Raw genomic sequence first — 7,553 nt, forward strand, 5'->3', positions numbered from 1 at the left:
AGAGTCTCGCAACTTTTTAGGTTACGAACGATACTTTGCGGCGAATCGATCCTGAGGTTTTTTGATGAGAAACGACACCCGGCTTTCGCGCATGCTGCACGTGCTGATCCATATGGGCCGCCATGAAGAACGCGCGACCTCGGAGACCATCGCACAGATGCTCGGCACCAACCCGGTGGTCGTGCGACGCACCCTTGGGTTGCTCAAGGAAAAAGGTTACGTACGCTCGGAAAAGGGCCACCAGGGTGGCTGGACGCTGGGCAAGCCCTTGAGTGAAATCACCTTGCTGGATATTCACCGGGCCTTGGGCACGCCGTCGATATTTGCCATCGGCCTGTCCACCGATCACCCGGAATGCCTGGTGGAGCAAGCGGTAAACGCCGCCCTGACAGACGCATTCGAACAGGCCCAGGCCCTGCTATTGAAGCGCCTGGGCGATGTCAGCCTGGCGCAGTTGGCCGAGGACTTCGATGAGCGCTATCGCTTGGCAACGCTGCCTTAGCGCTGGGCCGGAATGCGGATATCGCCAGCGCGGCAGGTGGTTTTCACGCTGCGCGGGCAGCCGGCGAACGCCAGGTCCTTGGTCAGGCACACGCGCACTTCCGACAACACCTTGCCCTTGCAGATCACCGCCAGGCCATGGTTGCCCATGCGCGGGTTGCTCTCGCGAAACAGCGCCTCGATCTCACGGGCCGGCAACGCGGGTGGGGTATTGAACGGCTGCAGTTGCGCCGGGATCACCACCACGCCTAGCGCCGCATCGGTCTTCTCCAGATAGTCCAGGGGCTCAAGCCCGGAACAGGTGCCATGCTTGGCCCATTCATGCTTGAGCAGCGCACGCGTGGGGAACAGCGCCGCGCCCTTGTCCATTTCTTCGCGGCTCAACCGCGACTGCGGCGCACACGACGCCGGCCACCCGCCCCGAGCGTACTGCGGCCACAAACCGTGCAAAACAAAACCATAGCCTTTGCCCGAACACTGCTCGTTGTCCGGGTGCGTCAGGCAAAACGTCGGTGACCACGACAACGACAACACATAAAAATCAAACTCCCCCGGCGTCCCTTGGCTACGCGGCGCCGCGCTTGAACTTGCGGCAATGAACAACAACACCACCATCCAATATTTCATTCGTCTATTCCTTGAAAACCAAAATTTACCGTGCCTACTCAGGGTGATGGGGGTTACGTTGCAGCACCTTGTCCAGAATGCGATCTGTCTTCAGGGCCTCGATCGCCAGTGATGGATGCTCGGTTTCGCCCCGGATATGCGCGTTCATGCCCAGCACGTGATGCCACTGGATATGCGCGTGACAAGGCACCGCAAGCACCACTTGGGTGTCACCCTCAAGGCGCAACGGTTGATCGTCGAACACTGAAAACTCGATGCGACCTCGGCTACCGATCAACTCGACGCGATCTTCGCGACGGTCCGCAACAAAATTCCAGCAGCCCATGCCCAGTGCGCCCGAGGCGAAACGCCAACTGGCCGTCACCGCATCTTCGGCGGCATAACGGCCCTCCTGGCGCGACGTAAAACCGGCCACTTCGACAATATCCCCGGCCAGATACTGAAACAGGTCGAAGCCATGGCTGGCCAGGTCGGCGAAGTAGCCGCCGCCGGCAATCGCCGGGTCAGTGCGCCAGTTGGCGACGCTGGCATCTTCGGCGCCAGGCGGTTTGCACAGGGTCCAGGTGAGGTGGCGCAACTCGCCGATGCGCCCTTCCCGCAGCCAGTCACGCACTTGCTGGAAGCGCGGCAGCGAGCGCCGGTAGTAGGAGACGAACAGATGCAACCCGGCGCGCTCGAAGGTACGTTGCATCAGCGCGCTTTGCTCGGCATTCATCGACATGGGTTTCTCGACGCAGCAATGCTTGCCGGCTGCCGCCACCATCAGGCTGTATTCAAGGTGGCTGGCCGGTGGCGTGGCAATGTACACCGCATCCACTTCAGGGTCGTTGATCAGCGCTTGAGCGTCGGTATAGAAGCGGGCAATCCCATGGCGTGCCGCATAATCGCGCACCGCTTCTTCACGGCGCCCCATCACGGCCACCAGCGCCGAACCTGGCACTTTGTAGAAAGCGGGTCCACTCTTTAACTCAGTGACACTGCCACAACCGATCATCCCCCAACGTACGGTGTTCATCTGTTTTCCTCGGCCGTTTAAATCAAGCGCGCAGTATCCACATACCTCGAGGCCCCCGCTACAAGCACTTAGCATGACAATTGCATTACACTTTTATGACACTCATCCGCCTGCGGGGGCACAGACGATGAAAATTCGCGCAACGGTCATTTGTGAACACGAGGGGCAAATCCTCTTCGTGCGCAAGGCCAGGTCAAAATGGGCATTGCCGGGCGGCAAGGTCGAGCGCGGCGAGCGCCCTGTGGGCGCGGCCGAACGCGAGTTGGAGGAAGAAACCGGGCTGACCGTGGACGGGTTGCTGTATTTGCAGGAACTGAAGGCGCGCGACACGCTGCATCATGTGTTCGAGGCGTCGGTGGTGAACATCGCTGACGCAAAGCCTTGTAACGAAATAGTCGATTGCCAGTGGCATGCCTATGGCGCGATGGACCAACTGGACACCACCGACGCCACCCGGCATATCGTCAAATCCTTCGTGCGTCGCCTGTAACCTTCACTTCTGTTTGGTTTTGGCCTGCCCTCGCAAATACAACGCCTCCACCAGGTGCTGTCGCTCATCCTGGGGCAGCGTGCTGGCGAATTGTGCCAGCGTCGTGTCCACCAGCGCGCGCAAGGCCGTATCCGCTTCGCGAGCCTTGGCCAACTCAGCCACCAGTACGTCACGGTCCAGTGTTGGCGCTTGCAGTTGCTGGATCACCCCAAGCCGGGCTTCGCGTCCGGCCATGATCAACGGCTGGCTGTCGGCACGGTTGTGCCGCAGCAGTTGGCGCAGTTCCCGGCGGCGCTCCGGCGGCAACTTGAACATCGCCTGGCGCAGCCCATGTTGGTTGACCACCGCTTCGACGGGTTTGGCCGTCGCCATCCAATGGTAGAGGCCACCGCCCACGCCACCGAGCAAAAACACGTTGAGCAACACCGATACCATCAACCACGGTTTAAGGGACTTGGGCGTCATTGTTCGGTTTCCTCGGCGTTAACGCTAAACACGACTTCCGCATCGCCCTGATCGAACACGCTGGGCAGCACCTCGGCGGACAGCATCGGCAGCGGCACGCTCATCGAGGCCACCAACACCCCGGCGGCGATGCCGGCAATACCCACGCCCACCAGGCCGGCGGGTGACAACCAGTGGGTATACCGCGACCAAAATGACGCCCGTCGCGGTACGGATTGGCGAATCTGCCTGGTCAGCGCCAGATCGGTCTGTAGCACCGCGTGAGCATCCAGTTGCGTATCCAGCCAAGCGGCGTCGTGCAAGGCCAGGCGGGCGCTGGGGTCGCCGCTGTCGAGCAGGGCCTGGGCTGGCGCCTGTTCAGCAAGCGGCCAGCGATGCAAGCTGGCCCCGTAGGCATCAGCCAAGTGAGCGAATCGTTCAGGCGTCATGGTTTTTCCCTTCCTGGGCGGGCAAGCCCTGGTGTATCGGCAAGTTGATTGCGCAACTGGCGGCGAGCCCGTGACAGCAGGCTCTCCAGTGCCTCGACGCTGATCTCCATCAGGGCCGCGGCGTCGATGTTCGACAGCTCCTGGTAATACTGCAGCACGATTGCTTCGCGCTGACGTTCGGGTAATGCGGCCAACGCAGCCGCCATCCGCGCGCTGCGGTCAGCGGCTTCAAGGTGCTCGTCCGGCGACGGCGCGGTGTCGGCCAGTTGCAGCGCCTCATCCTCGCTCAGCGGGCGCTCCTTGCGCCGGCGCAGGCGATCCCGGCACAGGTTCAACGCAACCCGGTGCAACCAGGTATCAAAGCGCGCCTCCCCAACGCGCCAGTTGGCCGCCTGGCGCCAGATCCGCAGGAAACTCTCCTGGGCCACGTCCCTGGCCTCGTCGGCATCCCCCAGGATCCGACTGGCGAGCGCCAGCAAGCGCGGGAGTTTGCGCGTGACCATTTCGTTGACGGCCGCAGGTTCGTTGTTGCCGATACGCGCCAGCAGCTCAACGTCCGGATCAGTGTCTTTCAATCGGCTAATTCTCGGTCCGCAGGCTAAGTATCAGGTTTCAGCGCATCCAACGGCCTTCACGCCAGTACCAGTTCGGGCCGCGGGATTCCCAGTGGCCGGGCTGCCAGCGTGCATTGCGCATCACCGGCTGCCAGTGCCCCGGCACCCAGGCGTAGGCGCCGCGCTGCCAGCCCCAGTGGCCACGGTCCCAGGCGTAACCCGGGCGCCCGGCGGGGATCACCTCGACCCGCTCCACCGGCGGTGCCTGGCGAATGATGACTTCGGTCTGGGCAAACGTCGGGGTGCTGACAAACGCCGCAAAAACCAGCGGGACCAGCAAGGCATAACGCAATTGGGCCAGTGTGCTCATGGCAACTCCTTCAGGCGGCGGACGAAAATGTCCGCTGCTGATGGGTTGAACGGCGGGTGCCGGAAAATCCGTCGCAGGGCACGCAGGTTTTTTCCGGGAGTGCTTGAAGGGCAGTATTGCCCAAGGGATGAGAGCGCTTGATGAAATGTTTGAAAGCTACGCGACGGATTTATGCGGGCGTCGGCGTTAAAGGGATAACGCCGCACACACCAAGAGGAAATACCATGTCCCGTCGCCTATCCCTGCTGGTTGCCGCCCTGCTGATCGCCAGCCTCAGCGGCTGCGTGATTCTGCCTGAGCACCGCCATTGCTGCTGGCGCTACTACGGCGCGGCCGATACGCCCAGCCAAGTAGCCAACAGTTAACCGACCGCCGCAAACCCCCGGCGCCCGGCCTTGAGCTCGGTGCGCAGCTCACCAATAAGGTTTGAGATGGAACGGATGCTGTCCAGACCTTCGGGTGACACGCGGGTCAGCAACAGATCGACGCGCCCGGATACCGGCTCGAACACGCTGATGCGCAGCGAACCGTCGCCATTGAGGGTGCAGTCACACGACAGCGGCAAAAAGCCCACGGCCATGATGCGATTGAATTCGGTGATTGGGATCATGCTAAGCCCCCGTCCCTGGGTTCTACCTTGCAGGTGAGTTGTGACCAGAGTAGACGAGGTTTCAGCCCCCCTGAAGAATTAATGCAAAAGTGTTATCCAGGCCTCATTTTGCCCGCAAAACGCTGGCCCGCTGGCGCCAGAAACCCAGCACACGACCTCTCGTCTGCTGCCACGGCGAAGGCTTGACTCCCACCCGCGATCACCAGACGCTCTTGGCTTTTCGCCACTACCCGAGCCGCCGCCCATGAGCATCGATCCCCCGAGCCAGCCCGACAGCGATGTGTACAAGACCCTGCTGGAATCGACCAAGGCCATCCCCTGGCGCATCGACTGGCAGACCATGACCTTCAGCTACATCGGCCCGCAGATTGAAACGCTGCTGGGTTGGACCCCGCAAAGCTGGGTCAGCGTGGATGACTGGGTGGAGCGCATGCACCCGGATGATCGCGAATATGTGGTGAATTTCTGCGTGTCGCAATCCCGCGCGGGGGTGGACCACGAGGCCGACTACCGCGCGCTGACGGTGAACGGCGACTACGTGTGGATCCGCGACGTGGTGCATGTGGTGCGCAAGGACGGTGAAGTCGAAGCGCTGATCGGCTTTATGTTCGATATCAGTGAACGCAAGAAGACCGAAGAACACCTGATCCGCCTGCAGAAACAACTGGAGGAATATTCCTTCCAGGACGGCCTCACCGGCATCGCCAACCGGCGCATGTTCGACACCGTGCTGGAGCGCGAATGGACCAGCGCCCAACGCAGCCAGTTGCCGCTGTCGCTGATCATCCTCGATATCGACTTTTTCAAGCAGTACAACGACCACTACGGCCATATCAAGGGCGACGAATGCCTGCGTCAGGTGGCAAGCACCCTATCGCAAGCGGCCAACCGCCCCCGGGACTTTATCGCGCGCATCGGCGGTGAAGAGTTTGTGTGGTTGCTGCCGGAAACGGACGCCGCATCGGCGAAGTTGGTGGCGCAACGCTGCCTGCATCTGGTGCGCCAAAGGCAGATCGAACATGGGTCTTCCCCGGTATCCAAATGGTTGAGCGTCAGCCTTGGCGTCGGCACCCACACGGTGACGCCAGACAGCCCAATGCTGGGGTTTGTCGAACAGGTCGATAAGTTGCTGTACCAGGCCAAACGCAATGGACGGATGCGCGCGGAGTTTGCCGCTATTGAAGTTTGACGCCGAGGTCAAATTGCGGGCAAAAAAAATCCCAAGTAGCTGATGGAAACTTGGGATTTAAAAATGCATAAACCGTGGGAGGTGAACGCCCGGCTATAGTAGCGATTGTAAAAAGCTGTAACAAGACCAAATCAATCCTTTCGTCGGATTAAAACAGCCGTAAGTCATTCAATAACCACATGTTTTTTAAGGTGGCCGGGTATATGAGTGCCACTTTTTGGTGCAAGTAAGGGGATACTTACAACGTATATTCCCCTTTATTAAAGAGGGTTATTGATTACTGCGACCTGACACTTCGCCACCGTTGTTCGCGCAACTGTCGCCCAGTTTCAAGCCACCGGACGCGGCGGCACAGGCCAAACGTTCCACCTGCTGACACAGCACCAAACGCTCAGCCGCCTCGGCCCGCTGGCGATCCGCGCTAGCGTTGATATGCATGAAGTAAGCGCCCAGCAGCACCGCGACACACAGCACGCCGACCGCGAAGTGGCGCAGGCTATTAGAGGGCGACGTCTCTGGGGCAGCCATGGCGTTAGCTAGCCCTGCTCTTCTCATAACGCACGTCGTCGCCCTCAACTGCGCCGACCACCGTCCAGCCCAGCCGTTGATAGAAACCGTTGGCGCGGATTTCGCCACGCCCATCCGTTATCAAGAACAGGGTTTCATGGTGTTCAAACAACGCCGCCTCGGCGACTGCCATCAGTTGGCGCCCCAAGCCAAGGTTCTCGTAGGCCGGCGACACAAACATCGCAAACACCTCGCCTGCGGCCAGGTCAATCATCGAGAAAGCCGCAGGCTGGCCGTCGACTTCAGCAATCCAGACACAAGGGGCCTGGCGAATACTGTCGGCCAGCACTTGCGGCGTAATGCCCAGATCCGCCATCTGCTCGACACTCAAATGGTTTTGCACAACTGAGGTACGCAGGGTGAAGAGAATCTCGACGTCATCCTGCGTCGCTGCCCGAATAAGGGTTTGCATAGTTGCCTCCTTTTGAAGGGCGCAATTGTATGCAAATAGAAACACAGCAATTGTCGTGGTTTTGTAAACCGCCCCGCTAGCGGGTCACAGGTTTGGCAACAGTCCCTGCTTGCCCTATCCAAACATAGGTATCTACACAACGACTTGACCTGACAAAACCCGAAGCTCCGGCTCTGGCTCTGGCTCTGGCTTTTGATTTGGCTTTTGATCTTAGGCGCCCCGTTAACCACGCTGGCCGAACGCAGGCTTGAGTCCGTGGGTAACCCGGCAGGACGCCGGGTTAGCCGTCCTGGGCCAAGGATGGCCCATGACGGCGGCCCACGGA

General features: G+C 60.5%; 13 protein-coding genes. 4 read left to right on the top strand and 9 right to left on the bottom strand.

Features of this window, described 5'->3' with window-relative positions:
* Positions 1-64 precede the first annotated feature (64 nt).
* Positions 65-502: an Rrf2 family transcriptional regulator gene (locus tag DBR46_RS27485; protein WP_124529170.1), complete on the top strand. Its 438-nt coding sequence runs from the start codon at positions 65-67 to the stop codon at positions 500-502.
* Here DBR46_RS27485 and DBR46_RS27490 read toward each other — a convergent pair.
* Positions 499-1,128, bottom strand: coding sequence for a ribonuclease T2 (locus DBR46_RS27490; RefSeq protein ID WP_124529172.1), 630 nt, complete (start codon positions 1,126-1,128; stop codon positions 499-501). The genes DBR46_RS27485 and DBR46_RS27490 overlap by 4 nt on opposite strands.
* Positions 1,129-1,162: 34 nt before the next feature.
* The gene (locus DBR46_RS27495; protein ID WP_124529174.1) at positions 1,163-2,143 is read right to left on the bottom strand and encodes a Gfo/Idh/MocA family protein; all 981 of its coding nucleotides are present in this window, start codon (positions 2,141-2,143) and stop codon (positions 1,163-1,165) included.
* Between the two features lie 127 nt (positions 2,144-2,270).
* Here DBR46_RS27495 and DBR46_RS27500 point away from each other — a divergent pair, with 127 nt between their 5' ends.
* The gene (locus DBR46_RS27500) at positions 2,271-2,633 is read left to right on the top strand and encodes an NUDIX hydrolase (RefSeq protein WP_124529176.1); all 363 of its coding nucleotides are present in this window, start codon (positions 2,271-2,273) and stop codon (positions 2,631-2,633) included.
* 3 nt (positions 2,634-2,636) lie between these two features.
* Here DBR46_RS27500 and DBR46_RS27505 read toward each other — a convergent pair whose 3' ends face one another.
* Genes DBR46_RS27505 through DBR46_RS27520 form a run of 4 tightly spaced genes read right to left on the bottom strand, consistent with a single transcriptional unit; the run spans position 2,637 to position 4,450 of the window.
* Entirely contained in the window at positions 2,637-3,098 is a 462-nt protein-coding gene (locus DBR46_RS27505; protein ID WP_124529178.1) for a periplasmic heavy metal sensor, read from the bottom strand.
* Positions 3,095-3,526, bottom strand: a complete 432-nt coding sequence (locus tag DBR46_RS27510; RefSeq protein ID WP_124529180.1) for a hypothetical protein — start codon at positions 3,524-3,526, stop codon at positions 3,095-3,097. The genes DBR46_RS27505 and DBR46_RS27510 overlap by 4 nt, the downstream gene beginning before the upstream one ends.
* A complete protein-coding gene (locus DBR46_RS27515; protein WP_124529182.1) occupies positions 3,523-4,101 on the bottom strand; it encodes an RNA polymerase sigma factor in 579 nt (192 codons plus the stop codon). Before DBR46_RS27515 ends, DBR46_RS27510 begins: the two co-directional genes overlap by 4 nt.
* 37 nt (positions 4,102-4,138) lie before the next feature.
* Entirely contained in the window at positions 4,139-4,450 is a 312-nt protein-coding gene (locus DBR46_RS27520; RefSeq protein ID WP_124529184.1) for a YXWGXW repeat-containing protein, read from the bottom strand.
* Between the two features lie 224 nt (positions 4,451-4,674).
* Between DBR46_RS27520 and DBR46_RS30385 the strand changes: the two genes are divergently transcribed.
* Positions 4,675-4,815: a hypothetical protein gene (locus DBR46_RS30385; protein ID WP_177414130.1), complete on the top strand. Its 141-nt coding sequence runs from the start codon at positions 4,675-4,677 to the stop codon at positions 4,813-4,815.
* Here DBR46_RS30385 and DBR46_RS27525 read toward each other — a convergent pair.
* On the bottom strand, positions 4,812-5,060 hold the full coding sequence (locus tag DBR46_RS27525) for a DUF1652 domain-containing protein (protein ID WP_124529186.1): 249 nt from the start codon (positions 5,058-5,060) through the stop codon (positions 4,812-4,814). The genes DBR46_RS30385 and DBR46_RS27525 overlap by 4 nt on opposite strands.
* 244 nt (positions 5,061-5,304) lie before the next feature.
* Between DBR46_RS27525 and DBR46_RS27530 the strand changes: the two genes are divergently transcribed.
* Positions 5,305-6,249 (top strand): diguanylate cyclase, encoded by a 945-nt coding sequence (locus tag DBR46_RS27530; protein WP_124529188.1) that lies wholly within the window; start codon positions 5,305-5,307, stop codon positions 6,247-6,249.
* A gap of 270 nt (positions 6,250-6,519) precedes the next feature.
* Here DBR46_RS27530 and DBR46_RS27535 read toward each other — a convergent pair whose 3' ends face one another.
* Together DBR46_RS27535 and DBR46_RS27540 are read right to left on the bottom strand one after the other, a co-directional pair.
* The gene (locus DBR46_RS27535) at positions 6,520-6,777 is read right to left on the bottom strand and encodes a hypothetical protein (RefSeq protein WP_124529190.1); all 258 of its coding nucleotides are present in this window, start codon (positions 6,775-6,777) and stop codon (positions 6,520-6,522) included.
* A 4-nt stretch (positions 6,778-6,781) separates the two neighbouring features.
* On the bottom strand, positions 6,782-7,228 hold the full coding sequence (locus DBR46_RS27540) for a GNAT family N-acetyltransferase (RefSeq protein ID WP_124529192.1): 447 nt from the start codon (positions 7,226-7,228) through the stop codon (positions 6,782-6,784).
* Between the last annotated feature and the right edge of the window lie 325 nt (positions 7,229-7,553).

It is taken from the genome of Pseudomonas sp. KBW05 (genome assembly GCF_003852405.1).
In the GTDB taxonomy this organism is placed as follows: domain Bacteria; phylum Pseudomonadota; class Gammaproteobacteria; order Pseudomonadales; family Pseudomonadaceae; genus Aquipseudomonas.

Excerpts from the sequence above, each read along its gene's own strand:
- DBR46_RS27495 (WP_124529174.1), bottom strand. The coding sequence starts at position 2,143 with ATGAACACCGTACGTTGGGGGATGATCGGTTGTGGCAGTGTCACTGAG.
- DBR46_RS27540 (WP_124529192.1), bottom strand. The coding sequence starts at position 7,228 with ATGCAAACCCTTATTCGGGCAGCGACGCAGGATGACGTCGAGATTCTC.
- DBR46_RS27485 (WP_124529170.1), top strand. The coding sequence starts at position 65 with ATGAGAAACGACACCCGGCTTTCGCGCATGCTGCACGTGCTGATCCAT.
- DBR46_RS30385 (WP_177414130.1), top strand. The coding sequence starts at position 4,675 with ATGTCCCGTCGCCTATCCCTGCTGGTTGCCGCCCTGCTGATCGCCAGC.
- DBR46_RS27505 (WP_124529178.1), bottom strand. The coding sequence starts at position 3,098 with ATGACGCCCAAGTCCCTTAAACCGTGGTTGATGGTATCGGTGTTGCTC.
- DBR46_RS27535 (WP_124529190.1), bottom strand. The coding sequence starts at position 6,777 with ATGGCTGCCCCAGAGACGTCGCCCTCTAATAGCCTGCGCCACTTCGCG.
- DBR46_RS27490 (WP_124529172.1), bottom strand. The coding sequence starts at position 1,128 with ATGAAATATTGGATGGTGGTGTTGTTGTTCATTGCCGCAAGTTCAAGC.
- DBR46_RS27520 (WP_124529184.1), bottom strand. The coding sequence starts at position 4,450 with ATGAGCACACTGGCCCAATTGCGTTATGCCTTGCTGGTCCCGCTGGTT.
- DBR46_RS27525 (WP_124529186.1), bottom strand. The coding sequence starts at position 5,060 with ATGATCCCAATCACCGAATTCAATCGCATCATGGCCGTGGGCTTTTTG.
- DBR46_RS27530 (WP_124529188.1), top strand. The coding sequence starts at position 5,305 with ATGAGCATCGATCCCCCGAGCCAGCCCGACAGCGATGTGTACAAGACC.
- DBR46_RS27510 (WP_124529180.1), bottom strand. The coding sequence starts at position 3,526 with ATGACGCCTGAACGATTCGCTCACTTGGCTGATGCCTACGGGGCCAGC.
- DBR46_RS27500 (WP_124529176.1), top strand. The coding sequence starts at position 2,271 with ATGAAAATTCGCGCAACGGTCATTTGTGAACACGAGGGGCAAATCCTC.